Consider the following 24,925-nt stretch of genomic DNA (forward strand, 5'->3'; position numbering starts at 1 on the left):
CAGCAAGGGTTAATGTGGTCGCAAAGCGTGCCGGACGACGGGAGGGTCCGCGTCCAGATGGTATTTGTGCAATTCGGCTTGCTCGAGTTCGTCGGCATGGGTGGTGCGTTGGTGTTGCCGCTGATGCTCGACCCAGCTTTCCACGATGAAGGCTTCGATGATGTGACCGGGCTCGGCCACGTCTTCCCACACATCCCAGCGGATGGCGCCGTCGCGTTGCCGGGTCCGGCTGAACTGGCGCAGAAGGGCGACGAATTCGGCCTGATTGGCGGGATCGACGCGATATTCGATCTCGATCAGAACCGGGCCACGGTCATCGGTGATCGGAACCGCAACGACCGGATCGGCCCAATGATAGGAGGGCGAAAGATCCGTCGCCGCCTCTTTCGGAAGCCGCCAGCGGAACGCCAGCGCCAGCGCCGCGATCTGGCCCAAGGCGGCGATCACCAGCGCCGTGCGCACCGACGCATTGGACGCGACCGTCCCCCAGATCACACTGCCCGCCGCCATCGATCCTTGAAAGACCAGCAGATAGATCGCCAGCGCCCGCGCCTTCACCCATCCGGGCGAGGCCATCTGCGCCGCGACGTTCAGCGATGTCATCATCCCGATCCATGCAAGCCCCGCGACGAACATGACCGCGCCGCCGACCCAAGCATTCGGGATCAGCGCAAGCGACAGCGTCGCCAGCGCGAAAAGCAGCGTCGAGCCGATCGAGACGGTGTTGGCAGGCACCCGCGTCCGCAGGCGCTTCAGCAACAAGGCCCCGACAATCGCACCGACGCCCATCGCGCCGAGAAGTGCGCCGTAACCTGCGGCGCTGAGGCCAAGCTCTCGCCGACCGATCAGGGGCAGCATGGCCCAAAGCGCGCTGCCGAAGATGAAGAAGCCAAGGGCGCGGATCAGGACGACATGCATCGCGGGCGAATAGCGCGCATAGCGGACGCCCGCTTTCATCGCACCCATGAAAAGCTCGGGCGGAAGCTGGCTTTGCTTTGGTTTGCGGTCCCAACGGTAGATCACGAACAGCACCGCCATCACCGACACGGCGTTCAGCGCGAAAACCGCCGGAATGCCTGCAAGCGCGACAATGACCCCGCCAAGTGCGGGACCGATGGCGCGCGAGATGTTGATACCAAGGCTGTTCAGCGCAATCGCATCCGGCAAAGCGGGCTTTTCGACCAGCTCCGGCACGATGGCCTGAAAGATCGGTCCGCTCAGCGCTGCGGCCACGCCCATGAAGAAGGTGGCAATCAGCAGCACCCACGGCGTCGTCAGGTCAAGCGCGGTGGTGACAGCCAGCAGCGCCGCCGTGATCATGCCCAAGACCTGCGCGCCAAGCAGCATCTTGCGGCGGTCGATGATATCGGCGAGCGCGCCTGCGGGCAGCGACAGGATGAACATGGGAAGCGTGGTCGCCGCCTGCACCAGCGCCACCATCAGCGGGCTTGGCGACAGCGACGTCATGAGCCAGCCAGAGCCGACATCATTCATCCACGTCCCGATATTCGAAATGATCGTCGCGATCCAAAGGGCCCGGAAAACCGGATAGCTGAGCGGGCCCTTTGTGGTTTCAGATGCGGTGTTCATACGTCTCTTTCACGGTGCCAGAAAATCGCGACGATCATCAGACCGCCAAGCAGCCCGATATGTTCCATGAACGTGTTGCGGTCATGGAAGCGTGCCGTCGCATCGGCGATGTCCCAGTAACGATGCGCGATCAGGGTCGCGGCGGTGGTGAAGACGCCCAAGGCCCCCGCGCCGAGCCACGCCATCCGGCCCCAGATCACCAGAAGCGATCCGCCGATCTGGACGAGCACGGTTGCGGCGACGACCAGCCATGCGGGCTCCAGCCCGAAATGCTGCGCCTCGCCCAAGGCGCCCGGCAGGTTGCCGAGCTTTTCGAACCCGCTGAGCCAGAAGGGCCATGTCAGCAGGATCGCGGCGACGCGCGCAAACCAGCGCGCGTCGAGAAGATTGGAAACGAAGGTTGGCGTCATGGTCAGACCATCCAGCAAGAGCAGCCGAAGGATCCCCAGAAGGTCCGGGCATCGCGGGCGGGCACATTCGCGCCAAGGGCGGCGGCGTGGTCATGGCCGTGGACACCACAGCTTGACGCGCAACCGCAGGCGGCGGCGAATTTGGTCGCGGTCCCCTGATCCTTTTCGGCGCTGCGATAATAGCCGCCGAACTGACGCACGGGCGACCAGTCGGGCATCGGCGCGGGCAGGTCGGGGGCCATCGGGCGGAAGTCGCCGTCGCCATGCACGACCTTGCCGCCAAGCACGGTCAGCACCGCGCGCAGATGCGCGATCTCTGCCTCGGGGACCGAGAAGTAATCGTCCGACAGCAGCGCGAGATCGGCAAGCTGGCCTTCCTTGATCTGGCCTTTCTTCCCCTGCTCGCGCGAGAACCAGGTATTCGCTTCGGTCCAGAGACGCAGCGCGGTGTCGCGATCCAGACGGTTCGCCGCCGGGTAAAGCTTCAGCCCGCCCACGGTTGACGACGTGACCAGCCACGACAGCGACACCCACGGGTTATAGCTTGCGACCCGCGTCGCGTCCGTGCCCGCGCCGACCGGCAGACCGGCCTCCATCATGCGCTTGATCGGCGGCGTATGCTCGGCCTCTTTCGCGCCGTAGCGTTCGACGAAATATTCGCCCTGATAGGCCATGCGGTGCTGAACCGCGATGCCGCCGCCAAGGGCTGCAATGCGGTCGATGTTGCGTTCGCTGATCGTCTCGGCATGGTCGAAGAACCAGTTGATACCGGTGAAGGGGATGTCCTTGTTCACCTTTTCAAAGACGTTCAACGCCCGGTCAATCGTCTGGTCATAGGTCGCGTGCAGACGCCAGGGCCAACGGTTTTCGGCCAGCAGTCGGACGACCGGCTCCAGATCGCTTTCCATATTCGGCGGCATCTCGGGACGCTCGAAACGGAAATCCTCGAAATCGGCGGCGGAATAGACCAGCATCTCGCCCGCGCCATTATGGCGATAGGTGTCGTCGCCCTGACCCGGCTTGATCATCTTGACCCAATTCGAGAAGTCCTGAAGCTCTTCCTTGGGCTTTTGCGTGAAGAGGTTGTAGTTGATGCGGACGGTCATATCGCCGTCCTCATGCAGCTTCTGGATGACCTCGTAATCGTCGGGGTAGTTCTGGAACCCGCCACCCGCATCGATGACCGAGGTGACGCCCAACCCGTTCAGCTCGCGCATGAAATGGCGGGTCGAGTTCAGCGCATAGTCCTGATCAAGCTTCGGCCCCTTGGCGAGCGTCGCATAAAGGATCGTCGCATTCGGCTGCGCCAGCAGCAGGCCCGTGGGGTTGCCCTTGGCGTCGCGCTGAATTTCTCCACCCGGAGGGTTCGGCGTGTCCTTGGTGTAGCCCACGACGCGCAGGGCGGCCGCATTCAGCAGCGCGCGGTCGTAAAGATGCAGGATGAAGACCGGGGTGTCGGGCGCGACGGCGTTCAGCTCATCCAGGGTCGGCAGGCGTTTTTCGGCGAACTGGTTTTCGGTAAAGCCGCCGACCACGCGCACCCATTGCGGGGCAGGGGTCTTTGCCACCTGTTCCTTCAGCATGCGCATGGCTTCGGCAAGGCTCGGCACGCCGTCCCAACGCAGTTCCATATTGTAGTTGAGGCCGCCGCGAATGATGTGGGTGTGGCTGTCGATGAGGCCCGGGATCATGCGGCGACCGCCTGCATCGATCATCTCGGCCTCGGGGGCGGCGGCGCGAACCTCGGCCTCGGATCCGACGGCAAGGAACTTGCCATCCCGGATCGCAACCGCTTCGGCGACCGGGTTCTGGCGGTCCATCGTCGTGACTTTGGCATTCACGATAATCAGGTCTTTGTCGGGCATCGAAGTCTCCTGCGCGTGAGCTTTGGCGGAATAGAGAAGCGAGGTTGCGGCAGCACCGGCGAGCGTTTGTCGGCGTGACAATTTCATCGGTCCTCCTCTCAGGCTGCTTGGGGGGTGGTCGGGGAGGGGCCGCTGTGGACCGCAAGGACGGCCAGCGCGACCAGCGGGGGAATCAAATAGCCCCAAAGGCCCACAAGGACATAGGCCCCGGCGGCCAGCGCACAGCCCAGGGCAAAGACCACGACCGCAATCAGGAAACGCGCCATGCGCGCCTTGATCACGGCGGGGTCTTCCTTGGCTTGCGGGTACATGAGCAGCGCCAGATCCAGCATGATCTGGGTGGTCGTGCCAGTCATCAGGGTCGTGGGCGGCGCGTCCTTTAGGTGGACACGGTGAATACCGTTTTGGATCGCCATGGCGGCGACCAGCAGCATTCCGGTCACGATCAGCGCCGAGCTGTCAGGCACGCTGAAGGGGCCGTGGTTGATGGCGATGGCGGCGGCAAGCGCGAACAGCAGCACCTTGACGACCAGCATGGTCCGCATGGCGCGATGCTCTGACGCGGCCAGCCGCAGCATGATCGAGCGGCTGATCAGAATCGTGACGCAAAAGACCGGCAGCGCCAGAAGCTTGGCGAAAATGCCGGTGCTGCCATTGGCCAGTGCATCGCCGATCATCACGAAGTTGCCGGTGACATGGGCGGTGAAGAGGTTCTGCAAGGTCAGAAAGCCGATGGTATCGACATAGCCGCCGTTGAAGCTCAGAAGCATGGGAACGGAGTTTTTCATCGACAGGGCCTTTCTTTGCCATCCACTGGTTTGCGCTCGCGCAAACGTCCCCGACGCAGAACGCCGGGGACGTTTCCAAGGATCAAACGTCTTTGGCGGGATTCGGTGCCAGACGCTTGCCGTTGTATTTGCTGCGCGAGGGGGCCTTGTGGACCATGGTCGCGGCGTAATCGACGCCCATGCCGTAAGCGCCCGCATGTTCGGCCACGACCGCGATGGTTGCGTCATAGGTTTCCTTGCGGGCCCAATCGCGCTGCCATTCCAGCAGCACTTGTAGCCAGGTCACCGGGATAACGCCCGCCTGAACCATCCGCTCCATCGCCCATTGATGGGCTTCGGCGGTGGTGCCGCCCGAGGCATCGGCAACCATATAGATCTCGTAATCGGTGTCCTTCATTGCCGACAGCGCGAAGGTCAGGTTGCAAACCTCGGTCCAGAGACCCGCGACGACGATCTTCTTGCGGCCTTCGGCTGCGCCTTTCGCCAGCGAGTCGCGGACGTTCTGATCATCCCAGGAGTTCATCGAGGTCCGCTCAAGAATGGTGGCATCGGGCAGGACATCCAGGATCTCGGGGAAGGTTTCGCCCGAGAAGCTTGAAGTTTCGACGGTGGTGATCGTGGTCGGGATGTTGAAGATCCGGGCGGATTTCGCCAGACCGACGACGTTGTTCTTCAGCACCTGGCGGTCGATCGACTGGACGCCGAAGGCCATCTGCGGCTGCTGGTCGATGATGATGAGCTGGCTGTTTTCGGGGGTCAGAACTTCAAGATTCGACATGGTGTTTTCTTCCTGTGTGAAAGGGATCAGCTGTTTTTGCGGTCTGCCGCGTCGTTCAGACGGGCGGCGGTCGAGAAGGATTTTTCGTGCAGGCAGGACTGGACGACATTTTTGTCGCCACGCAGCCATTGAACCGCCGCCTCACCCGCCAGAATTCCCAGAAGGCCCAGCAGCGCGATGATTGGCGGCGCTGGCGATTTCACCGCCAGCAGGCCGTAGATGACGCCGATGCCAAGCCCGACGGCAAGGGACAGGATATAGGGGGTGTAAGACGGCATCTTGTTCCTCTTGTCTGCAAGCCCGCGCCTTAATTGCCAAGCGGGGGCAGGTTCTGCTGGATCTGGTCGCGATAGGGCGCGTATTTCGACGGAAGCTTCAGCGCCTCGCCCAGATGCGCGGTGTCCTCGTCCCGGTCGAAGCCCGGTTCATTCGTGGCGATCTCGAACAGGACGCCACCCGGCGTGCGGAAATAGATCGCCCAGAAATAGTCGCGGTCGATGACGGGGGTGACCTGATAGCCGGTGTCCATCAGCGCCTTGCGCACCTCAAGCTGCGCGGCCCGGTCTTCGACGGCGAAGGCGATGTGATGGACCGATCCGGCACCCTGGCGGGCGAACTGGCTGCTGGGCAGCGCTTCCAGGTCGATCGTGTCGGCGCCATTGCCGCCCGGCATGATCAGCCGCGTGGTGTCGCCGCGCTTTTCAGCTTCCTCATAGCCCATGAATTTCAGCAGTTCGGCGGTCGCCCCGATATCCTGCAGGCGCATGTTCGCGCCGCTGAAGCCGCGGATCGCTTCGGCCTCGGCCACGCCATTGCCGGTCCAGCCGGTGCGGGCGTCATCCTCGGCCTCGATCAGGGCGAAACCATCGCCATCCGGACCCTGAAAGCGCAGGCGGTTCGCGCCGAAGCTTTGATCCTGCGAAAGGCCGCTGACGCCATAGGCCGTCAGGCGATCTTTCCAGTACCCCAGCGTGCACTTCGGAACCGCGAACTGGGTCTCGCTCACTTCACCGACGCCGGCGCGGCCCTGCATCATATTGGGGAAGGGGAAATAGGTCATCACGGTGCCGGGGGTGCCGACCTCATCGCCGTAATAGAGGTGATAGACGCTGGGCTCGTCAAAGTTGACGGTCTGCTTCACGCGGCGCAGGCCCAGCACATTCGTGAAAAATCCGTTGTTTTCCTGCGCATCTGCCGCCATCGAGGTGACGTGGTGCAGGCCTTTGATCTGATGAAGCATCCCATTCCCCTTTTCCTGAGGCGCGTTGCCTCGTTCGCTTATGAGGAAGATAGAACCGTTGATAATTGCATAGAATTGCAATAAAACTGTCGAGTGTATTCCGCTTGGTGCAATAATCAATGGATGAGCTGAAAGCCCTCAAAACCTTCCTTCTGGCGGCCGAGCGCAAGAATTTCGCGCAGGTCGCGCGTGAACTGGGTGCGACCCCGGCCTCGGTCACGCGCACCATTGCCGCGCTTGAGCATAGTCTGGGCGTCCAGCTTTTCGTGCGCACGACGCGGCAGGTGTCGCTGACGAATGACGGGGCCAGCTTTGCGGCGCGCATCTCGCCCGCCATCCGCTCGCTGGAGGAGGCGCGGACGGATATCCTGAACGCCCATAAGGCCGATGAGGGGCTGTTGCGGATCAACGCGCCGATGTCGCTGGGGCAGAAGGTCCTGCCGCAGATCATCGGCGGCTTTCGCGAGCTTTATCCCAAGATCGACGTGCAGATCGTCCTGACCGACCATTTTCTGGACGTCATTGATGAGGATTTCGACCTTGCGGTCCGGATTTCCGGCCCGCCCTCGGACAAGTTCACGATCTGGCGCAAGATCTGCGTCATTCGCCGCATTCTTGTGACCGCGCCGGGCACCCGTTGGGCCAGCGTGACCCACCCGTCCGAATTGTCGCCGGATGGTTGCCTTGCCTTCAGCGGCAGCAGCAACAATGAGCAATGGCAGCTGACCGATGGCAAGGCCAGCTACACGGTCGAGGCCGGGCATGGCATCAGCGCCAATAACGGCGATGTTCTGGCACGGCTGGCCGCTGACGGGGCGGGCGTGACCATGCTGCCCGTCTTCATCGTGGCCGAGCTGATCCGGCAGGGACGCCTGGTCCAGATCCTGCCGCAATGGCAGCCGCCAGAGCTGTGGCTGACGCTGTTCTATCCGCCCTATCATTCGCTTCCTCCGCGTATCGCTTCGTTTTCGAACTATTTCGAGCAACAGATCTCGCCTCTGGTCATGGCCATCGAGTGACCCGTCACGTCAGCGCCATGGCCAGCAGCAGCCGGGCCGGGTGTGACCCGGTGTTGCGGATCTGGCGCGGCTCATCGGGGGCGATGCGGCAGGAATCATGCAGGCGCAGAAGATGGGTCTCGGTGCCGTTCGAGATTTCGACCTCACCTTCGACGACCACATAGAACTTCTCCGCGCCAGAAGAGGACAGCGTGATCCCCCCGCCCGGCTGGATCGTCGACAGGGCCAGCCACATCGTATCGGCAGGCCCCGCCTCTTTCCCCTGAAGCCGCAGCATGGTCATCTGGGAATGGCCGGGCGCCTGATATGCGGGCGCCTCGGCAATGCGGGTGACATGCATGGCTTCAGCCGTGCGGCAGCAGGATCACGCGGTCGCGCGACGATCCCATGACCGCCTGATAGGCGTCATAGGCGCGGTCCAAGGGGTAGGTCGCGCTGTCCTGGATCGGGAAGGGTTTCAGCGCGCCCGAGGCAAAACCGTCACTGAGCTCGCGCAGGATCGCCCCCGAGGCCACCGAGCCAAGCGAGATCGTGTCGATGCCGACATAGGTGTGGCGGCCCTTGTAGAAGGCGAGCATGTCGAAGGTCACATAGCGATCAATCACCGCGATGAAGATCGCGCGGCCACCGACCGCCATCGACTTCTGGCCGAGTTCGTAAAGCGGGTCGCCGACGGTGTTGAAGACGATATCGGCGCCCTTGCCACCGGTCAGTTCGCGGATACGTTCCGCTGCGCCTTCGCCGGAGACGACGACATCGATCGGGGCGCTCGAATGGCCTTCATAGCCTTCCTCGCGCCGCACCGTGCCGATGACGCGCGCGCCGCGCCATGTCGCGATTTGCGCCGCTGCTTGGCCGACCTTGCCGTTGACGCCAAGGATCAACACGGTCTCACCCGGTTGCGGCAGGCCCGCGCGTTTCAGTCCCTCCAATGCGGTGACGAAGGGGACGCCGATCCCTGCGGCTTCGGCTGCGGTGACGCCTGCGGGAATTTCGACCACCGCATCAGCTTCAACCACCATATGCGCGGCATGCGAGCCGTCCTGACGGATGCCAAGATCGCCTGACGATCCGAAGACCATCTTGCCGATCAGATGCTCCGGCCCCGCGACGACCTTGCCCGCATAGTCACGCCCCGGCGTGCGCGGGAAGACGGCATAGGGCATGAGGCCGGTTGCGGCCTTGGCATCCGATGGGTTCACGGCGGCGGCGTGGATTTCGACGACGACATCGGTCGGCATGGCCTGACGCAGCGCGCAATCTTCAAGATCAAGCTGGATCTGATCATAGCTCGCGGCCTTGGCGTTCAAGCGCAGGCCTTGGCCAGCGGTTCCGGGCTGAATGTCACTGTAGCTGGTCATGGGTTTCATCCTCGCTCAAACTGGGGTGGGGTTCAGGCGCAGCATCTGGCGCGCTTCCTGCGCGCTCGCGATCTGGCCTCCAAGGGCTTCGACAATCTGGCGCGCCTTCTGCACCAGCGCGGCATTGGTGGGCGCAAGCTCGCCCCGGTCGATATAAACGGCATCCTCAAGCCCGACGCGGACATGCCCGCCTGACAGATAGGATTGCGCGACCATCGGGAAGGAATGACGCCCGATGCCGATTGCGGTGAAATCCGCGCCCTTCGGCAGAAGATTGCGCGCATAAAGGACGGTCTCGGGCGTGGGCTGGAAGCCGTATTTCACCCCTATCACGAAAGAGGTCAGCAGGTGATCCGGCGCGGGCCCATCCGCCAGCAGATCATGCAGCAGCGCGATATCGCCGGAATCGAAGAGTTCGTATTCGGGCTTCACTCCGGCTTCCTGGATGACCTTGAACATGCGGCGGATGCTGCCGGGCGTGTTGATGACGACCTGACCGCCCGAGTTCATGGTGTTGAGGTCCAGCGTGCAAATATCGGGGCGAAGTTCCGCGATATGTTCAACGCGCGCCTCGGGCGGCAGCAGGGTCGTGCCGGGACCGGCTTTGGCGGGATCATCCTCGGACGGGACATAGCGCCCACCGGGGCCGGTCGTCAGGTTGATGACGACCTGATCGTTCTTGTCGCGGATGCGGTCCACGACCTCGCGGTAAAGCTGAAGCTCCATCGACGGCGCGCCGGTTTCCGGGTTGCGAACATGCAGGTGGACGATGGCCGCGCCAGCCTCCGCCGCGCCAAGGGCGGACTCTGCGATCTGCTGCGGCGTGATCGGCAGGTACGGGGTCTGTTCGGGGCGCGTCAGGTTGCCGGTGATCGCGGCTGTGATGATGACGCGTTGCAATGGGTCTTTCATGACGCCGTCCTCAGAGCGAGCGACCGCCATCGACCAGGATATTATGGCCGGTGGAATAGGTCAGCATGGTGGCGCAAGAGGTGATGGCGGCCGCGACATCCTGCGCGCTGGCCACGCGGCCAACGGGGATGGTCTGGGCAACCTTGGTGTTGAAATCAGCGCCGCGACCGGCGACGAATTCGGTATCGACGACGCCGGGCGAGACGGCGAGAACGCGGATCTCGGGTGCGAGGCTGCGGGCAAGCGATTTGGTCATCACATCGATCCCGGCCTTTGCGGCGCAATAGGCGATGGAAGAGCCGATGCCATTTGTGCCCGCGATGGAGGAGAGCGAGACGATCAGCCCGTCGCCGCTTTCCTTCAGCATCGGCGCGAAGGTGCGGATCGCTGCGAATTGACCGCGCCAGTTCACTTCGAACATGCGGTCGATCAGCTCATCGGTCAGCGCATCAAGGTCGCTGTGCTTGACCGGCACGGTATAGCCCGCGCTGTTGATCAGGATATCGAGCCGCCCGAAATCGCGTTGAATGGTGTCGCGCAGCGCGATCAGCGAGGGCGTGTCGGCCACATCGGCGGGCAGCGTGGTCACATCGTCGCCAAGGGTTTCCGCAAGGCGCTTCAGTTCGGCGTCGATCTTCGGGTGGTCGCGATAGGTGACGATGATTTTCGCGCCCGCGTCGCGCAGAAGTTTCGCGGTCGCCGTGCCGATTGCGCCGGTTCCGCCGACGACCAGCGCGACCTTGCCGTCAAGGCGGTGCGGGAACGTGCCGGCTGGCTGTTCGGACGTGGCGGTCTTGGGGTCCTGGATGGTCATCGGATTGTCCTTTGAAATCTGGATGGAGCGGGCGGGATGTTTGGGCATCCCGCCACAAGGGGGATCAGCGGGATCAGCCGCGCTGCATGCCCCATTTGCGAACCGTGCGGTTTTCGATGAAGCGGAAGATCACGCCTTCGACGAAAAGACCCACGGACATGACCGTCAGAAGACCGGCGAAGACGGCAGGGGTGTCAAGGAGGTTGCGGTTCTCAAAGATGAACCAGCCAAGACCGCCCTGACCCGAGGAGACACCGAAGACGAGTTCCGCCGCGATCAGCGTCCGCCAGGCGAAGGCCCAACCGATCTTCAGGCCCGCAAGGATTGCCGGGAAAGCCGCCGGGATCAGCAGTTGCACGACATAGCGCATGCCCCGCAGCCCGAAGGTCTGGCCCGCCATCCGCATGGTGTCGCTGACAGTCAGGAAGCCCGTATGCATGTTGAGTGCCACCGCCCAAAGGACCGAGTTCACGATCACGAACACGAGCGACGGCGTGCCAAGCCCAAACCACAGCAGCGCAAGCGGCAGCAGCGCGATGGCGGGCAGGGGGTTGAACATGGCGGTCAGCGTCGACAAGAGGTCGGTGCCGATCCGCGACGACACTGCGATGGTCGTGAAGATCGTCGCAAGGATCACGCCGATCACATAGCCGACGACCAGCACCTTCAGCGTCGCGATCAGGCGGGTCGGGATGGTGCCATTGACGATATTGGCCCAAAGCGCACCGAGTGTATCGGTCAGCGTCGGGAAGATCATCGGGTTGTCGAGCCAGACGCCATAGATCTGCCAGATGATCGCGAGCGCGAGCAGGATCAGCGTCTTGCGGAAGGCAGACGAATTCCAGAGTGTTTCGGACAAGGGAAGCTTGCGCTGCACGTCCTCAAGCTTGGCGTCACCGATATCCGTGCGCTCATATTCCGCGCGGATGACCGTGTCGAAATTGTCGGCGGTTGCGGTATTCTGTGCCATCTTTCCCTCCCTCAATGCGCGGTTTCGGCGTCGCCAAACAGCATTCCGCGGATGCGCGCGCAGGTCGCGGCGAATTCGGGGCTGTCGGCGTTGCGGCTGTCGAATTGATGCGTGTTGATTTCAGCGCGGACCTGACCGGGATGCGGCGACAGGACCAGAATGCGGGTGCCGATCAGCACGGCTTCCTCGATCGAATGGGTCACGAAGACCAGCGTGAAACGCAGATCCTCCCACAGGCTCAGCAGTTCATCCTGCATCTTGCGGCGGGTCAGGGCATCAAGCGCGGCATAGGGTTCGTCCATCAGCAGCACATCGGGACGCATCGCCATGGCGCGGGCAATCGCCACACGCTGTTTCATCCCGCCCGAAAGCATGTGGGGATAGACGTCCAGAAATTTCGTCAGATTGACCTTTTCGATCATCTGCATGGCGCGCTGGTCGGCTTCGTCCTTCGACACGCCGTTGACCTTCAGCGGGAAAGCGACGTTTTCGCGCACGGTTTTCCAGGGCAGGAGCTGGTCGAATTCCTGAAAGACCATGGCGCGGTCCGGGCCGGGGCGCTTCACCTTGCGGCCTTTCAGCTCGATGTCGCCTTCGACCGGCGGCATGAACCCTGCGATGGATTTCAGAAGCGTCGACTTCCCGCAACCCGACGGCCCAAGCAGAACGAAACGGTCGCCGGTATGGATGTCGAAGGTCACCCGATAGGTCGCGGTGACGAGGTGTTCGGGGGTTTTATACTGAAGCGTGACGCCGTTGATATTCAGCAGCGAATTCGGCGCTGCGACACTCTGGGCGGTGCCCGTGGTGATGCCGCTGTCTAGTCGTGTAGGATCTTGATAAGACATGGGTTCTCCTCCCGGTGGATGGGGTCGTCCGGTGGGTGACAAGGGTCAGTCTTCTAAGGGGGGATGGGGGTGGTGAGGGGTTAAGACCCCTCACGCCCTTTCAGTGCGGCAGAGGTGAAGACCTCCTGCCAATTCGCGGGTGCTTTGCTCAGCCCACCGTGGCGGGCCATGAAGTCAGCATAGGCCTGAACGCCGTGAACCTCGGGTCCGAAATCATCGGCATTTTCACGCAGGAAGGCGACGAGGTCTTCTTTCGTCATCAGCTTCGACGGCTCGGCAGCCAGATAGATGTCGGCGGCCTCTTCCGGGTTTTCGCGGATCAGCTTCGCGGCATCGTCAAGGGCAGCGATGACAACATCGGCAACCTTCGGGTTTTCCTCAAGGAAATCGGTCTTCGCGGCGAAGGCCAGGAAGGTCGACTGGCCACCCCAGATCTTGTTGGAGTCGATGACGGCGTGAACCTTGGGGTTCTTCAGCGCGATCTGCGTGAAGGGCGGTGCGGCGAAATAGCTGTTCACCTCGGTCGCGCCTGCGGTGATGCTGTTCAGCGCCTCGGGGTGGGGCAGGGCCACGACCTGCTGACGCAGCTTGTCCTGCTGGCCTTCGCCGAATTCCGCCTCGGATTCCTTTTGCAGCGCATACATCTGCGGCGAGACGAGCGAGGGCATCGCGATCCGGTCGGTTTCAGCAAAGCCCTTAAGGTCGGTGACGCCTTCGCGGTTCGTCAGAAGCGTCAGCGGGCTTGCATTGACGCCCGCCACGCCGACGATCTTGCCGCGCGTCTTGTCCCAGCCAATCAGGATCGCCGGGACGCCGTAAGCACCAAGATCAACCGAACCCGAGATGACCGCATCCTGCATCGCGGCGGAACCCGAGATGCGCTGATAGGTCGGGGTCAGATCAAGGCCTGCTTCCTTGGCGCGGGCCTCGATCAGGTCCTTGGCGTCAAGGATGTGCAGCGGCAGAAACCCGATGCCATAACCGGTGCCGATGGTCACATCCTCGGCCGAGGCGGCAAAGCTGGTGCCGACAGTCAGCGCAAGGGCAGCAACGGTCGTTTTCATCAACGAGTTCATAGTTTCCTCCCAGAAACATTGGTGTTGGTGTGTAGGTGGCGCTTGGCGCTCATTTGATCGGGGGCACTGGCAGCAGCGCCTCTCCGGGTTTCATCGTCAGCCGGTGTTCCAGCCGGTACCAGGGACCGTCCGTCCCGTCAGGCGCAGGGCCTTGGCCTTCCTGAAAATCGCCGACCAGCGCGCGGGTCACCCCGAAGACGACGTCAGTTTCCAGATTGCTGTCCTTGTCGACGAAGATCTGGGTGATCAGCGTCTTGTAACCTTCCTTGAAGCCGAGAAGGTGGACGTGGGCCGGGCGATAGGGATGGCGGTTCTGCGCCCGCAGAAGATCGCCGGTCGGTCCATCGGTCGGCACCGGGTAGCCTGCCGGTTTGATCGACCGGAAGGTGATCTTGCCGTCCGCGCCGGTCGTGAACTTGCCGCGCAGGTTCATATGCGCCTGATCGGCATCCTGGTTTTCGTAAAGCCCAACGGTCGAGGCCTGCCAGACATCAACATCGACGCCTTCAATGGGCTGGCCCGCTTCATCAACCACGGTGATATCGGCAAAGAGTGCCGCGCCGGGGGTCGAGCAGCGCACGATCGAGCCGCCGTTTTCCGTGCGCGGCGAATTCATCCGCCAGAACGGCCCAAGAAGCGCCGCGTCGGTTTCCGTCGCGCCGTCATCGCCGTTGTTCAACAGGCAGATGAGGGTCGAAAAACCAAGCGCATCCGACATCAGGATGCCTTCGTTATGGCTGTCATTCGTCGCCTGCCCGATGCGGTTCAGGAAGTCGATGCCAGTGTCGAACTCGGCCTCGCTCAGACGAACTTCACGAGCGAAATCATGCAGATGCGTCACAAGTGAACGCATGATTTCGGCAAGGCGTGGGTTGTCGGTATTGGCCATGGCCCGCAGCACGATTCCGGTCAGGGTGGCCTGACTTTCAACGATCTTGGGCAGGTCAGTTTCAATTGCGGTCATATGCTTCGTCATCCTCTCTAGGCGAGGGGTGAACCTCTGCCTCCTCCCTTGGGTCTGACGCCTGTCATCCTTGTCGGGCGTCCTGCGAAGATTGTGCGAACGATTGCACAAACATAGTGCGAACGATTGCACGCTGTCAACGGTTTGTGTTAATGGTGCATAAAGAGGGGACAGAACCCCTTGATCGAAAGCCGTTCCGTCAAAGTTAAATCGACAGAAATTCCTGTTAAAACAAAAAGATGAAACCCATGGATGACACGCCTCGCCGGAAAGCTGCGACCCTCCAGACCCTCGCGGATGCGCTGGGCGTTCATCGCTCGACCGTGGCCCGCGCCCTCAATCCCGAGGAGCGTCATCGAATCACCCCCGAACTCGTGCAGCGCGTCATGGAAGAGGCCGAACGACAGGGCTATCGCCGCGACATCATCGCGGCCTCGCTGCGCACGGGGAAGTCGCGGCTGGTCGGCGTCGTGCTGCCGGACCTTGCGAACCCGGTCTTCTCGACGATCCTTGACGGGGTCTCGGTGACGCTGACCGGGCATTCCTATTCCATGCTGGTCGCAGGTTCGGGCGGGCCCTCCGACAAGCAATCCGAGATTGTCGATACGCTGGTCGGACGCCGCGTGGACGGGCTGATCCTCGCGACCGCGATGCGTGACGACCCGACGGTCAGTTGCTGCATGCGGCTGAAAGTGCCGACCGTGCTGGTGAACCGGGCCGAGGACAAGATGCGCGTCCCTTCGGTCGTGCCCGCAGATCACATCGGCATGGGTCTGGCGGTCGACTATCTGGCAGGGCTGGGGCATCGCCGCATCTCGCATATCGGTGGCCCCGAGGAGGTCTCGACCGGTTGCCTGCGCCGTCAGGGCTTTCAGGATGCGATGACGGCGGCGGGGCTGGACGGCAGCCGGATCATTTCGGCCAAAAGCTATGATCGGGAAGCCGGAGCCGCTGCCGCTCGCCAGATCTTCGCGCGCTGGCCCGACACGACCGCGATTGCGGCCGGGAACGACCTGCTGGCGCTTGGCGCGCTCGACTATATGCGGGCGGCGGGGATCGATTGCCCGAAACAGGTGTCGCTGACCGGTTTCAACGACATGCCCTTCATCGATCTGGTCGATCCGGCGCTCAGCACGGTGCGCGTGCCGCAGTTTGACATGGGAAAAGCGGCGGCCGAGATGTTGCTGGCCGCCATCGCGGACCCGGACAGCGCGCCGCAGGTCCAGCGGCATCCCGTGACGCTGATCACCCGCCAGTCCTGCGCGCGGGTGGGGGTCTGAACTGACCGGAATGGCCCTCTGCGCCATGTCCCGCTATGACGGGCCCAGCAAGGCAGGGAGCGTGACGTGAAACCAGTGCAAAGCGGGCAGTTGGGATTGGGCGGCGCAAGCTGGTTCGACCTTGCCGACCGGGTGACCGGCGACGTGCGACGGGTGTTCCTGTGGGTTCCCCCGGTGCCCGCGCCCGAGCAGGGCTGGCCCTCGCTGACGATGACCGACGGCAATGCGGTGATTACGACGGCGATTGATGCGATGCGGGCGCAGGCCTCTTATCCCACGGGCACGAACCTCGGTTGGGGTGTGCTGATCGCGGTCGGTTATCCGACCGACGACGCCTATGATCCCTTCCGCCGCAGTTGGGATCTGGGGCCGCCGCCGGGCGCAAGCTATCCGCCCTTCTGGCCGGATACGCCCGAGGTCCGGACCGGCGGAGGGGCCGAAATGGCGCGCTTCATCCTTGAGGATGCGCTGCCTTTCGTCGGCGAACAGGTCAAGCTGGACCCCGACCAGCGTGCACTGTTTGGCCATTCCTTTGGCGGGCTTTTCGCGCTGTGGCTGCTGTTCACGCAACCCGGTGCCTTCCGCCGCTGGATCGCCGCCAGCCCTGCGATCACCTGGGAGGACAGCTTCCTTCTGGCCCATCGCGATGATTTCGACCCCGCCGGGCGCGATCTGACCGTTCATCTGTCTGCAGGCGAGTGGGAGGGTGACGATCTCGCGCCCTTCCAGATCGGGGCCGAGGATGCCGCGCAGCGCCTGACCGACAAGGCGAAAACCCGCACCATCGCCGCCGCACACCAGATGGCGCAGCATCTGAACGCCGTGCCGGGTGTCACCGCCAGCTATGAAACCTATCCCGGTGAGACCCATATGTCGGTGCTGCCGGTCGCCGTGAACCGCGCTCTGCATTGCGCCTTCGCGCTGAAGAAATCGCCGCCGGAAGCCTAGCTACAGCCCCTTTGGCAGCACGAAAGCTCCGGCTTGCGTCTCAAGGCAGGTGAAGGGGATCGCGAATGTCCGTTCCAGCTCGGGGGCGCTCAGCACTTCGGCGGCGGGGCCGGAGGCGATCAGCCTGCCATCCCGCAGCGCGACGACATGATCGCAAAGGCGCGCGGCCAAGGTCAGGTCGTGGATGATGATGACGATATGGCGCTGAACCGCCAGCGATTTCAGCAGATGGACCAGTTCTGCCTGATGCGGCAAGTCGAGGAAATTCAGCGGCTCATCCAGCAGCAGCGTCCCGCTTTCCTGCGCCAGAACCAGACTGATCCACGCCCTTTGCCGCTGCCCGCCAGACAGGCTGTCCATGCGCCGGTGCTGCAGATCGGTCATGCCGGTGGCAGTCAGCGCGCGGTCGATGGCCTGTTGATCGGAAGGGCGCAGCGGCAAGAAGGGGCGCAGCCAGGGCGTCCGGCCCCGCGCGGCAAGATCGCGCACGGTCAGCCCGGCAGGAGCCTCGCCCGACTGCGGCAGCAGCGCGATCCGGCGCGCCCGCGCGCGCGGCGGAATCGCGGAAAGGTCCTGACCCTCATGCCGGATCTGCCCCTGCGCGGGCCTCAGAATTCCGGCCAGGCTGCGCAGAAGCGTGGTTTTCCCCGAGCCATTCGCGCCAATCAGACCGGTAATCCCCGGCGGCAGGGTGAAGCTGAGGTCGCGCAGGATCGGCGCTCCGCCAAGGCTGACCGACAGGTTCCGAACGTCGAAAATGGGCGGGGCAGGGGTCACGCGGTCCTCTAATATCGGTTCCGGCGGAACTCGGCGGCAAGCACGATCAGCAGGATCGGGGCGCCGATCAGCGCGGTGTAAAGCCCGGTCGGCAGGAGTGCGGCAGGTGAGATCGCGCGCGCCAGAATATCGGCCAGCGTGACGAAAGACGCGCCAATCAACGCGGCAAGGACCGGTGAGGGGCGCCCGCGCGCCAACCGCCGCGACAGCGGCCCCGCCGCCAGCGCGACAAAGCCCAAGGGTCCAGTCAGCGCGACCACGCCGCCGGTCAGCAGCGCGGCCAGCGCGGCAAGCCCGATGCGCGCCTGCGGGACGCGAACGCCCAAGGCGCGCGCAAGATCGTCGGGAAGCTCCAGCCGGTCCAGCGTCCGGCCCGACAGCAGCAGTGGCAAAGCCAGCGGCAGCAGCCACAGCGCCTGCTGCACCTGCGGCCAGCCGATGCCGTTCAGCGTGCCGGTCAGCCATGTCATCGCCATTCCGGCATTGCCGTCACTGGCGCGCAGGATCAGCGCCTCGGTCGCGGCGCTGCACAGGATCGCGAGGCCAAGCCCCTGCAGCACCGCCGCGCGGGCCGAAATGCCGCTGCGCCGGTCCCATGCCAGCCAGCCGATCACCACGGTCCCCGCCAGCGCGCCGATCCACGCCCCCGCCATCACCGCGCCGCCGGTCATCATGGCGCAGACCGCGCCGAAGGCCGCGCTTTGGGTGATGCCGATGATGTCGGGCGAGGCCAGCGGATTGCGCAGCAGCGTCTGGAAGACGAGGCCCGAGAGGCCAAGCCCCGCCCCTGCGATCAGCCCAACCAGCAGTCGCGGCATACGCAGGCCCCAGATCATGCGGCCCGTACCCTCGGGGTCGGCCAGCGCGGCCAGCACCGCCTGCGGTGCAAGCCAGCTGCGGCCAATCGCCAGTGCGGCCAGCGCCAGCGCAAGGGTCACGGCGATCAGCAGCGCGACCCTCATTTCGGGCCTCGGACCAGTTGGCGGGCGAAGAGCATGAAGGCCGGCGCGCCGAAGATCGCAAGGACGATGCCGATGGGTAACTCGGAAGGGCGGATTGCGACGCGCCCGATCACATCCGCCACCAGTGCAAGGATCGCACCAAGAGGCACCGAGGCAAGGATCAGGCGGCTGAGCCCGCTGCCGACGATGCGCCGCGCGATATGCGGGGCGATCAGACCGATGAAACCGACCGGCCCCGCCAGCGCGACGCTGGCCCCGGCCGTCAGCGCAATCGCCAGCAGCGCCAGCGTCAGCACCTGACCGGGCGAGACGCCAAGTGCCGCGCCGAGTTCATCCGACAGCATCAACGCCTCGATCCCGCGCGCGGCGAACAGCGCGCAAAGGACGCCCAGTAGCCCGACCGGCACCAACATCGCCAGCCCTTGAAGGTCCGCCATCGCCAGCGAGCCGACCATCCAGAAGCGATAGATGTTGCGCGCCTCGGGGTTCAGAAGCACGACCAGCGCGACGATGGACATGCAGATGCTGGCAAAAGCCGCGCCCGCAAGCGGCAGGCGCAGCGTGGTGTCTCCGTGCCCGGCCAGCAGACGCACGATAATCGCCGCCGCCGCCGCACCGCCGAAGGCCAGAGCGGCGACCAGCGGACGGGGCATCACGCCGAAGCTCATCAGCCCCAGCACAACGGCCAGCGCGGCCCCGGCATTCACGCCGGTCAGGCTGGGATCGGCGAGCGGATTGCGCGCGAGGGTCTGCATCACCACCCCGGCGACCGCCAGCGCGCCGCCCACGAAAACCGCCGCCGCCGCACGCGGCAGGCGCAGGCCCAGCACCACATCCGCGGCGGGGCCGCGATCCCCCATGATCGCGCCCATGACCTGACCCGGCGCGATATCCTGCGCGCCAAGCGCCAGCGCCGCCGCGAAGGCCAGCGTGACAAGGCACCACAGAATCAAAAGGGGAAGAATGGGCGAGCGCGGCATCTGAATCTGGCTTTAGGGAACGGCTTGCACGCGGCTGGCTTGCGCCACGCATGCCGCGAATTGGGGCGCGTGGTCAAGGCGCGCGATTGACCGCTGCCTGTGCTTTCGCTAGCAAGGCGCGCAATTGCCAAGCCCGACGCCAGGCCCATTCTTGAGTGCTTGATGATGCTTGCCCGCGCCTTTTCCTTATCCCTTGCCCTTTGCGTCAGTCACGCGCTGGCTGACCCGGTGACCCTGCGCCACAGCTATGGCGAAACCCTGGTCGACCCTGACAAGGTGCAGCGCGTCGTCTCGGTCGGGTATCGAGAGCAGGATTTCCTCTATGCGTTGGGCATCGCGCCCGTTGGCGTCCACGAATGGTTCGGCGACAAGCCCTTCGCGACCTGGCCCTGGGCCGAGGCCGCGCGGCAGGAAGCAGGCGCCGAGCCCGAGGTTCAAAAGGGGTTCGAGATTGATGTCGAATGGGTCTGGTCGCTGGCGCCCGACCTGATCGTCGCGACCTTCGCCCCCATGGACCGCGCGACTTACGAACAACTGTCGCAGATCGCCCCGGTTGTCGCGCGCCCCGAGGGTTTCCCCGATTGGGGTGCCCCGTGGGAGGAGGAGTTGCGCTTGATCGCCCGCGCCACCGGGCGCGAGGAGAAGGCCGAAGCGGTCATCACCAAGCTGGACGACAAGCTGAACGCCGCCGCTGCCGCGCATCCCGAATTTGCGGGCAAGACCGCGACCATGGCCTATTTCACCGAGGGGCAGCTGGTCGGCTATCGCTCGACCGACGGGGCGAACCGGCTGCTGAGCAAGCTGGGTTTCGTCATCCCCGAGGTCTATGATCAGATGGCGACGGCGGGAGGCAACTTCACCATCAGCACCGAGCGGTTGGATCTGTTCGATCTCGATGCGGTGCTGTGGCTGGTCGAGCCCCCCTCGCGCGCGGTGCTGGAGGCGTTGCCGACATGGCCCGCCACCCGCATGGCCCGCGAAGGGCGCGCCATCTGGGCCGATCCCGAACTGGTCGGCGCTATGAGTTTTCAGACGCCGCTGTCCATCGAATGGGGGCTCGACCGCCTTTTGCCCAGTCTTTCGAGCGCCTTAACCGCAGGCGGCGCTGACGAAAAAGACAGCCCCTAAGCCCGTGCTGAAATCTTGACAGATACAGTCTGATAACTGAAAAGCGGCGCACCCAGGCACGCTTCGCCCAGCGAAGCCCCCACGGCAAATCTGACGCATTCCTGCCGCCTGTGACCCTGCACGCCCGTGACCGGTGGCCCCACCCTGATTGGACCACTGATGTCACTTCGCTCCGTTTCGCCGCGCCTTGCCACAGCCCTGCTGTGCGGCACCTTCCTGACCTCGGCCCCCGTTCTGGCGCAAGAGCCGGTGGTGCTGGACGAGGTCGTCATCACAGCGCAATCGCCCATCGGGTCCGGCGTTGGCTATGTGGCCAGCCAGACCGCGACCGGTTTCAAGGCGGGCATCCCGCTGACGGAACTTCCGCAATCGGTTTCGGTCGTCACCGAGAAGGAGTTGCAGGACCGCAAGCCGCAGCAAGTTCAGGACGCGCTGGCCTATGTGCCGGGCGTCACCTCGGGGATCTGGGGCGTCGATGACCGCTTCGACCAGTTCCTGATCCGCGGCTTCGACCTTGGCACCTATGGCATCTATCGCGACGGGCTGTCGTCGAAGGCGCAGAACTTCACCGGCTTCAAGATCGAGCGCTATATGGTCCAGCGCATCGACGTGCTGCGCGGGCCAAGCTCGGTCGTTTATGGCTCGAATGACGCGGCGGGGATGATCAACGTCATCAGCAAGCGCCCCACTTTCGAGAAGTTCGCCGAAGGGCAGCTGACCTATGGCTCGCATGACACGGCCTCGATCGGGGTGGATATGGGCGGGGCGCTGGACAGCGCCAAGACGCTGGCATGGCGCGTGACCGCGCTGAAACGCGACGGCGCGAACGCGACCCATGGCAGCGAGAATGACCGCGATCTGGTGGCCCTTGGCCTGACATGGGAGCCGACCGACCGCACCTCGGTCACCTTCCTTGGGCATTACCAGAAGGATCGGCTGACCCCCAACGCCTTCGAACCCGTCGCGGGCGAGGATTACCCCGCGCGCTTCGGCGATCTGCCTTACGGCTTTGCGCGCAGCCAGCACGATTTCAACCGCTTCGCGACCGAGCAATACAGCTTCGGCTGGCAGGCCCGGCACGATCTGACCGATCAGATCACCCTGCGCCAGAACTATCGCCACGCCCGGCAGAAGACCGATTATCGCCACCTCTATTTTAACGGCATGCACGACCCCGATTGGAACCCGACCGAGGATTCCATGAACTATGCCGCCTTCGCGGTCGATGAGGTCGCGCGCCATGACGCGATCGACAACCAGCTGGAATATCGCTCGACTTTCGCGAAGGGCGAAAACACCCTGCTGATTGGTTTCGACCATACCCGGCAGGTGGTCGAAGGCACGGCGGCCTATGACGCGAGCTATCAGATCGACATCCGCGACCCGAGCTTTGATTTCGACGTGCCCTATCCGCCGGTCTATTCGAACAGCCGCAAAAAGGTCGTCGAGAAGGGTCTGTATATTCAGGACCACCTGAAGCTGCAGAACGGTCTGTCGGTGACGGCGGGCCTTCGCCGCTCTTGGCTGGAGAATGAAAGCCGGAACAATCTGGACGGCTCGGTCGCGCGGCAGAAGGACAGCGCGACGACGGGGCTGATCGGGCTGACCTATGATCTGGGCAGCGGCTTCATCCCGTATGCCAGCTATACGCAAAGCTTCACCGCGAATATCGGCCAGACCGCCAGCGGCGGCCAGTTCTCGCCCACCAAGGGCCGTCAGTTTGAGGCGGGTCTGCGCTATGCGCCGACCGACCGCAATCTGATGCTGTCGGCGGCCGTTTTCGAGATCACCAAAACGAACCTGTTGACGAGTGATCCGGAAAACCCGAACTACTCGATCCAGACCGGCGAGGTTCGCCATCGCGGGCTGGAACTGGAGGCGCGGGGGAACCTGACCGAGCAGGTCTCGATCATCGCGGGCTATACCTATCTGGACCCGAAGATCACCCGCTCGAACAACGGCGATCAGGGCAACGTCACCCCGCTGGCCCCGCGCCATCAGGCAAGCATCTGGGCCGATTACGACTTCACCGGCGCGGCTGAGGGCCTGAGCCTTGGCGGTGGCTTGCGCTATGTCGGCAAGACCTGGGGCGATGCCGGGAACACGCGGCGGGTGGACGACTATCTGCTGGCCGATCTGTCGGTGCGCTATGAATGGGACGCCTATCAGGCCTCGCTGAACGTGACGAACCTGTTCGACAAGGACTTTTTCGCGACCTGTGACGCCTCCGTCGGCTGTATCCGCGGGGCAGGGCGTGAGGCCACGCTGACACTGTCGCGCAAGTTCTGATCGGGAGATCGGTCTGGAAACAGTCAAAGGGCCGCGCGTCATGCGCGGCCTTTTCAGTTCTGTTGCCCGATCTGTTCGCCCTCATAGACAACCCGACCGCCGCAGATCGTCAGCGCCACGCCCAAAGCCGGAATCGCGGTCGGAGCGGTCGCCTCGATGTCACCGCCCAGCAGCACCAGATCTGCGGCGAGGCCGGGGCGCAGGGTTCCGGTGACATGCTCACGGTGGGCGGCCCATGCGCCACCTGCGGTATAGGCGTGAAGCACCTCCATCAGCGGCAGTCGTTCGTCGCGCGCGCCCTGGAAAGGCTGGCGCGTCAGGGCGGCCGCGATGCCGCGCAGGACCGAGACATCGGTCACCGGCCAGTCGCTGGAAAAGGCAAGCGGCGCGCCAGCCTCGGCCAGACTGCGCCATTGATAGGCGTCCGGCCAACGCTCGGGTCGGATATAGGACATGGCGGGTTGCAGCGGGAAATCCATCGCCCCCGGCGCGTGGGGCGGCTGCAGGCTGGCGGTGATGCCCAAAGCGCCAAGGCGCGGCACATCGGTGGGGTCGATCAGCTCGATATGCTCGATGCGGTGGCGGCTGTCGCGGGGGCCGTTGGCCGTGCGCGCGGCCTCATAGCCGTCGATCACCTGCCGGACGGCACCGTCTCCGATGGCATGGACGGCGATCTGCAGCCCGCGCCGGTCGATCTCGGTCGCGATCTGGTCGAAGCGCTCGGCCGGGAACAGCGGCTCGGCGCGATGGCCAGGCTGGTCGGGATAATCCTGCAGCATATAGGCGGTGCGGCTGTCGATCACCCCGTCCATGAACATCTTGACGAAGCCCGAACTGACCCAGTCGTCGTGGAAATCCGCCGCCATGGCCGAGGCACGGTCCAGCGCCTCCAACCCCATATGCGGCTTGAAATGGAAGGGCACCTTTACCCGCAGTGGCAGGGTCCCTTCGGCCTGCATCTCGGCCAAGAGTTCCAGCGTGTAGCGGTTGCCGTCCATGTTCACGAGGCTGGTCACCCCATGCGCGGCGCAATGCTGCATCCCCTTCAGCAGTAGCGCCTTGTCGGCGGCGCGCTCGGCCTCGGTGGGGCGGGGCGAGGGCTCTTCGCCGGTCGCGATGCCCAGATTGATGCGCCCTTCGCCCGCAAAGGCGATCAGCGGGCCGAAGGCTTCGAATTCGCGCAATTCCCCGGTGGCGAACCCGTCCTCGCCCATGACGACCTCATGCCCATGCGGCATCGGAGCACCGTGCAGCAGTCCTGCGGCCTTCAGCGCGGCGGTGTTGGCCCAGACCGTGTGCAGGTCGGGCGACATCATCGCGATGGGCCGGTCCGCGATCATCGCGTCCAGATCGTGGCGCGAGGCGGGCTTGCCGAGGATGGCGTAATGCGCTTCCTGCGCCATCAGCAGCGGCATGTCGGGGTTCCGGGCGGCGAAGGCGCGGAAGGCGTCGCCGACCGCCTCGGCCCCGTGCAGATGGCCGATGTGCAGATGCGTTAGATCGGCCCCGCCCAAGCCCACATGCACATGCCCCTCGAAAAAGCCGGGCAGCAGGGTCTGGCCATTGGCGTCGATGATCCGGGTGTGAGGCCCGGCCAGTGCCGCGATACGGGCCGCGCTGCCGACTGCGAGGATATGCTCACCCGATATCGACACGGCCTCGGCGCGGGGCTGGTCCGGGTCCATGGTCAGGACGCGGGCATTGGTCAGGATCAGATCGGCGGTGGTCCCCGATGCGGGGAGGCGGGAAACCGTGTCGCTCATCTTTCGTCCTCGCGGGGCGTGTTCGGGGTCAAATCACTTGGTAGGCGGCCCCCGGGTGCCGCGCAAGCCAGACGATTGGAGCGGGGATGCCCCCACCGAAAAGACTGGCGAGCGGGGGCCAAATCGTCGAAAATCGGCGGGCGCGCAGGGCGCTGACGGGGAT

The 24,925-nt window shown here is 64.2% G+C and carries 24 protein-coding genes; 5 read left to right on the top strand and 19 right to left on the bottom strand.

Annotation, left to right across the window (positions count from 1 at the left end):
- Positions 1–9 precede the first annotated feature (9 nt).
- The 7 genes from IQ24_RS11345 to IQ24_RS11375 form a co-directional block, all read right to left on the bottom strand.
- Positions 10–1,590: an MFS transporter gene (locus IQ24_RS11345; protein ID WP_145398068.1), complete on the bottom strand. Its 1,581-nt coding sequence runs from the start codon at positions 1,588–1,590 to the stop codon at positions 10–12.
- Entirely contained in the window at positions 1,587–2,000 is a 414-nt protein-coding gene (locus IQ24_RS11350; protein ID WP_145398069.1) for a DoxX family protein, read from the bottom strand. The genes IQ24_RS11345 and IQ24_RS11350 overlap by 4 nt, the downstream gene beginning before the upstream one ends.
- Before the next feature lie 2 nt (positions 2,001–2,002).
- Positions 2,003–3,865, bottom strand: coding sequence for an amidohydrolase (locus tag IQ24_RS11355; RefSeq protein ID WP_199756548.1), 1,863 nt, complete (start codon positions 3,863–3,865; stop codon positions 2,003–2,005).
- A gap of 98 nt (positions 3,866–3,963) precedes the next feature.
- Positions 3,964–4,653, bottom strand: a complete 690-nt coding sequence (locus tag IQ24_RS11360; RefSeq protein ID WP_145398071.1) for a YoaK family protein — start codon at positions 4,651–4,653, stop codon at positions 3,964–3,966.
- Between the two features lie 82 nt (positions 4,654–4,735).
- Positions 4,736–5,431, bottom strand: coding sequence for a hydrolase (locus tag IQ24_RS11365; RefSeq protein ID WP_145398072.1), 696 nt, complete (start codon positions 5,429–5,431; stop codon positions 4,736–4,738).
- Positions 5,432–5,457: 26 nt separating this feature from the next.
- Positions 5,458–5,709 (bottom strand): DUF1427 family protein, encoded by a 252-nt coding sequence (locus IQ24_RS11370; RefSeq protein ID WP_145398073.1) that lies wholly within the window; start codon positions 5,707–5,709, stop codon positions 5,458–5,460.
- A 29-nt stretch (positions 5,710–5,738) separates the two neighbouring features.
- Positions 5,739–6,671 carry a VOC family protein gene (locus tag IQ24_RS11375; protein ID WP_145398074.1) on the bottom strand — a complete coding sequence of 311 codons (933 nt, stop codon included), beginning with the start codon at positions 6,669–6,671 and terminating at the stop codon, positions 5,739–5,741.
- A gap of 119 nt (positions 6,672–6,790) precedes the next feature.
- Here IQ24_RS11375 and IQ24_RS11380 point away from each other — a divergent pair, with 119 nt between their 5' ends.
- Positions 6,791–7,690 (top strand): LysR family transcriptional regulator, encoded by a 900-nt coding sequence (locus IQ24_RS11380; protein WP_145398075.1) that lies wholly within the window; start codon positions 6,791–6,793, stop codon positions 7,688–7,690.
- A 4-nt stretch (positions 7,691–7,694) separates the two neighbouring features.
- Here the strand turns inward: IQ24_RS11380 and IQ24_RS11385 are convergent, their stop codons facing one another.
- The 8 genes from IQ24_RS11385 to IQ24_RS11420 all read right to left on the bottom strand — a co-directional run bounded on the left by IQ24_RS11385 (position 7,695) and on the right by IQ24_RS11420 (position 14,635).
- Positions 7,695–8,030 carry a cupin domain-containing protein gene (locus IQ24_RS11385; protein ID WP_145398076.1) on the bottom strand — a complete coding sequence of 112 codons (336 nt, stop codon included), beginning with the start codon at positions 8,028–8,030 and terminating at the stop codon, positions 7,695–7,697.
- Positions 8,031–8,034: 4 nt separating this feature from the next.
- The gene (locus IQ24_RS11390) at positions 8,035–9,051 is read right to left on the bottom strand and encodes a quinone oxidoreductase family protein (RefSeq protein ID WP_145398077.1); all 1,017 of its coding nucleotides are present in this window, start codon (positions 9,049–9,051) and stop codon (positions 8,035–8,037) included.
- A gap of 15 nt (positions 9,052–9,066) precedes the next feature.
- A complete protein-coding gene (locus IQ24_RS11395; protein WP_145398078.1) occupies positions 9,067–9,963 on the bottom strand; it encodes a beta-keto acid cleavage family enzyme in 897 nt (298 codons plus the stop codon).
- A 10-nt stretch (positions 9,964–9,973) separates the two neighbouring features.
- Positions 9,974–10,777, bottom strand: a complete 804-nt coding sequence (locus IQ24_RS11400; RefSeq protein WP_145398079.1) for an SDR family NAD(P)-dependent oxidoreductase — start codon at positions 10,775–10,777, stop codon at positions 9,974–9,976.
- Positions 10,778–10,850: 73 nt separating this feature from the next.
- The gene (locus tag IQ24_RS11405; RefSeq protein ID WP_145398080.1) at positions 10,851–11,747 is read right to left on the bottom strand and encodes an ABC transporter permease; all 897 of its coding nucleotides are present in this window, start codon (positions 11,745–11,747) and stop codon (positions 10,851–10,853) included.
- An 11-nt stretch (positions 11,748–11,758) separates the two neighbouring features.
- Positions 11,759–12,595 (bottom strand): ABC transporter ATP-binding protein, encoded by an 837-nt coding sequence (locus IQ24_RS11410; protein ID WP_145398081.1) that lies wholly within the window; start codon positions 12,593–12,595, stop codon positions 11,759–11,761.
- Positions 12,596–12,675: 80 nt separating this feature from the next.
- A complete protein-coding gene (locus IQ24_RS11415; RefSeq protein ID WP_158637515.1) occupies positions 12,676–13,659 on the bottom strand; it encodes an ABC transporter substrate-binding protein in 984 nt (327 codons plus the stop codon).
- Positions 13,660–13,720: 61 nt separating this feature from the next.
- A complete protein-coding gene (locus IQ24_RS11420; RefSeq protein ID WP_145398083.1) occupies positions 13,721–14,635 on the bottom strand; it encodes a dioxygenase family protein in 915 nt (304 codons plus the stop codon).
- A 248-nt stretch (positions 14,636–14,883) separates the two neighbouring features.
- On the opposite strand from IQ24_RS11420, the gene IQ24_RS11425 reads away from it, so the two are divergent.
- Both IQ24_RS11425 and IQ24_RS11430 read left to right on the top strand, forming a co-directional pair.
- Complete coding sequence (locus IQ24_RS11425) at positions 14,884–15,915, top strand: LacI family DNA-binding transcriptional regulator (protein WP_158637516.1); 1,032 nt, start codon at positions 14,884–14,886, stop codon at positions 15,913–15,915.
- A gap of 66 nt (positions 15,916–15,981) precedes the next feature.
- The gene (locus IQ24_RS11430; protein ID WP_145398085.1) at positions 15,982–16,863 is read left to right on the top strand and encodes an alpha/beta hydrolase; all 882 of its coding nucleotides are present in this window, start codon (positions 15,982–15,984) and stop codon (positions 16,861–16,863) included.
- Here the strand turns inward: IQ24_RS11430 and IQ24_RS11435 are convergent, their stop codons facing one another.
- From IQ24_RS11435 to IQ24_RS11445, 3 genes are read right to left on the bottom strand one after another with little or no spacing between them, the layout of a single operon-like run.
- On the bottom strand, positions 16,864–17,640 hold the full coding sequence (locus IQ24_RS11435) for an ABC transporter ATP-binding protein (protein ID WP_158637517.1): 777 nt from the start codon (positions 17,638–17,640) through the stop codon (positions 16,864–16,866).
- A gap of 8 nt (positions 17,641–17,648) precedes the next feature.
- A complete protein-coding gene (locus IQ24_RS11440) occupies positions 17,649–18,602 on the bottom strand; it encodes a FecCD family ABC transporter permease (RefSeq protein ID WP_145398086.1) in 954 nt (317 codons plus the stop codon).
- A complete protein-coding gene (locus IQ24_RS11445; protein WP_145398087.1) occupies positions 18,599–19,582 on the bottom strand; it encodes a FecCD family ABC transporter permease in 984 nt (327 codons plus the stop codon). Before IQ24_RS11445 ends, IQ24_RS11440 begins: the two co-directional genes overlap by 4 nt.
- Before the next feature lie 162 nt (positions 19,583–19,744).
- Between IQ24_RS11445 and IQ24_RS11450 the strand changes: the two genes are divergently transcribed.
- Positions 19,745–20,710 (top strand): ABC transporter substrate-binding protein, encoded by a 966-nt coding sequence (locus IQ24_RS11450; RefSeq protein WP_145398088.1) that lies wholly within the window; start codon positions 19,745–19,747, stop codon positions 20,708–20,710.
- Positions 20,711–20,869: 159 nt separating this feature from the next.
- Positions 20,870–22,999 carry a TonB-dependent siderophore receptor gene (locus IQ24_RS11455; protein ID WP_145398089.1) on the top strand — a complete coding sequence of 710 codons (2,130 nt, stop codon included), beginning with the start codon at positions 20,870–20,872 and terminating at the stop codon, positions 22,997–22,999.
- Positions 23,000–23,052: 53 nt separating this feature from the next.
- On the opposite strand, the gene IQ24_RS11460 is transcribed toward IQ24_RS11455, so the two are convergent.
- A complete protein-coding gene (locus IQ24_RS11460) occupies positions 23,053–24,762 on the bottom strand; it encodes an amidohydrolase (RefSeq protein ID WP_145398090.1) in 1,710 nt (569 codons plus the stop codon).
- Positions 24,763–24,925 lie beyond the last annotated feature (163 nt).

Origin of the sequence: Paracoccus sulfuroxidans (genome assembly GCF_007830335.1) — a bacterium.
Taxonomy (GTDB): domain Bacteria; phylum Pseudomonadota; class Alphaproteobacteria; order Rhodobacterales; family Rhodobacteraceae; genus Paracoccus; species Paracoccus sulfuroxidans.

Bases quoted from the DNA above. Each gene is read 5' to 3' on its own strand.
- IQ24_RS11345 (WP_145398068.1), bottom strand. From the start codon at position 1,590: ATGAACACCGCATCTGAAACCACAAAGGGCCCGCTCAGCTATCCGGTT.
- IQ24_RS11350 (WP_145398069.1), bottom strand. From the start codon at position 2,000: ATGACGCCAACCTTCGTTTCCAATCTTCTCGACGCGCGCTGGTTTGCG.
- IQ24_RS11355 (WP_199756548.1), bottom strand. From the start codon at position 3,865: ATGCCCGACAAAGACCTGATTATCGTGAATGCCAAAGTCACGACGATG.
- IQ24_RS11360 (WP_145398071.1), bottom strand. From the start codon at position 4,653: ATGAAAAACTCCGTTCCCATGCTTCTGAGCTTCAACGGCGGCTATGTC.
- IQ24_RS11365 (WP_145398072.1), bottom strand. From the start codon at position 5,431: ATGTCGAATCTTGAAGTTCTGACCCCCGAAAACAGCCAGCTCATCATC.
- IQ24_RS11370 (WP_145398073.1), bottom strand. From the start codon at position 5,709: ATGCCGTCTTACACCCCCTATATCCTGTCCCTTGCCGTCGGGCTTGGC.
- IQ24_RS11375 (WP_145398074.1), bottom strand. From the start codon at position 6,671: ATGCTTCATCAGATCAAAGGCCTGCACCACGTCACCTCGATGGCGGCA.
- IQ24_RS11380 (WP_145398075.1), top strand. From the start codon at position 6,791: ATGGATGAGCTGAAAGCCCTCAAAACCTTCCTTCTGGCGGCCGAGCGC.
- IQ24_RS11385 (WP_145398076.1), bottom strand. From the start codon at position 8,030: ATGCATGTCACCCGCATTGCCGAGGCGCCCGCATATCAGGCGCCCGGC.
- IQ24_RS11390 (WP_145398077.1), bottom strand. From the start codon at position 9,051: ATGACCAGCTACAGTGACATTCAGCCCGGAACCGCTGGCCAAGGCCTG.
- IQ24_RS11395 (WP_145398078.1), bottom strand. From the start codon at position 9,963: ATGAAAGACCCATTGCAACGCGTCATCATCACAGCCGCGATCACCGGC.
- IQ24_RS11400 (WP_145398079.1), bottom strand. From the start codon at position 10,777: ATGACCATCCAGGACCCCAAGACCGCCACGTCCGAACAGCCAGCCGGC.
- IQ24_RS11405 (WP_145398080.1), bottom strand. From the start codon at position 11,747: ATGGCACAGAATACCGCAACCGCCGACAATTTCGACACGGTCATCCGC.
- IQ24_RS11410 (WP_145398081.1), bottom strand. From the start codon at position 12,595: ATGTCTTATCAAGATCCTACACGACTAGACAGCGGCATCACCACGGGC.
- IQ24_RS11415 (WP_158637515.1), bottom strand. From the start codon at position 13,659: ATGAAAACGACCGTTGCTGCCCTTGCGCTGACTGTCGGCACCAGCTTT.
- IQ24_RS11420 (WP_145398083.1), bottom strand. From the start codon at position 14,635: ATGACCGCAATTGAAACTGACCTGCCCAAGATCGTTGAAAGTCAGGCC.
- IQ24_RS11425 (WP_158637516.1), top strand. From the start codon at position 14,884: ATGGATGACACGCCTCGCCGGAAAGCTGCGACCCTCCAGACCCTCGCG.
- IQ24_RS11440 (WP_145398086.1), bottom strand. From the start codon at position 18,602: ATGAGGGTCGCGCTGCTGATCGCCGTGACCCTTGCGCTGGCGCTGGCC.
- IQ24_RS11445 (WP_145398087.1), bottom strand. From the start codon at position 19,582: ATGCCGCGCTCGCCCATTCTTCCCCTTTTGATTCTGTGGTGCCTTGTC.
- IQ24_RS11450 (WP_145398088.1), top strand. From the start codon at position 19,745: ATGATGCTTGCCCGCGCCTTTTCCTTATCCCTTGCCCTTTGCGTCAGT.
- IQ24_RS11455 (WP_145398089.1), top strand. From the start codon at position 20,870: ATGTCACTTCGCTCCGTTTCGCCGCGCCTTGCCACAGCCCTGCTGTGC.
- IQ24_RS11460 (WP_145398090.1), bottom strand. From the start codon at position 24,762: ATGAGCGACACGGTTTCCCGCCTCCCCGCATCGGGGACCACCGCCGAT.